General features: G+C 49.8%; 1 protein-coding gene. It reads right to left on the reverse strand.

The genetic code is table 11. The features are described 5' to 3' along the window. Nucleotides 1-843: IS21 family transposase (istA, locus tag R7R78_RS25280; protein WP_225474520.1), on the reverse strand; the 843-nt coding region annotated here is incomplete at both ends.

Genomic DNA, 843 nt, shown 5'->3' on the forward strand with positions numbered 1-843 from the left:
ATCAAGTTACCTTGATGGTAAATCTGCACCAGACGGTTGGAGGCTTCCAGTTCAACATGGTGGCCAACAAGCTGATGGGGAACCGAGTAGTAGTGACGGCGATATTCAATGTGATAGTCAGGCCCAACCTTAGCTCGTTTGGTTTCGGTATACAGGTAACGCTGTTTGGGGAGGGGCTTTAACGCAGGCTTATCGAGTTTGTCGAACAGTGATTGACGACTCGCGCCATACTGTTTCATCTCACGTTGGTTTAACTCATTCATGAGTTCTCGGATAGCGAGATTCAGCGCGTTGAAGGTATGGAAGGTTTGGTGTCGCAGCCGCATCATGATCCAGCGTTCCACTAGGAGAACGGCATTCTCTGCTTTGGCTTTGTCTTTCGGTTTGTGGGGGCGAGCGGGCATCACAGCCGTTTGATAATGATTCGCCAGTTTTTGATAGCTCTCATTCAGTATCGGCTCATAACGATTGGCTTTGGTGACCGCACTGCGCAGATTATCGGGAACCAAGAGCTGTGGTACACCGCCGAAGTGTTCGAACGCATTCGCATGCGCTTCTAACCAGTAAGACTTACCTTGACTAGGGAAGGCTTCAACATAGGTGTAATTGGACGCGCCCAAGGTCGCCACGAACACTTCTGCTTCGCGCACTTCGCCTGTGTCAGGATTGACTACTTGAAGCCGAGGCCCACAGTAATCGATAAACAGCTTATCACCTGCCACATGGAGCTGACGCATACTGCGCTTTTGGGTTTTGAACCAACGAGTGAAGTGCTCGCAGAACTGAGTGTAAGCGTAAGATTGCTCTTGATATTGCTCATGATATTCCTGCCAGAGCAACATC

The sequence above is a fragment of the Vibrio sp. 2134-1 genome, from assembly GCF_033339495.1.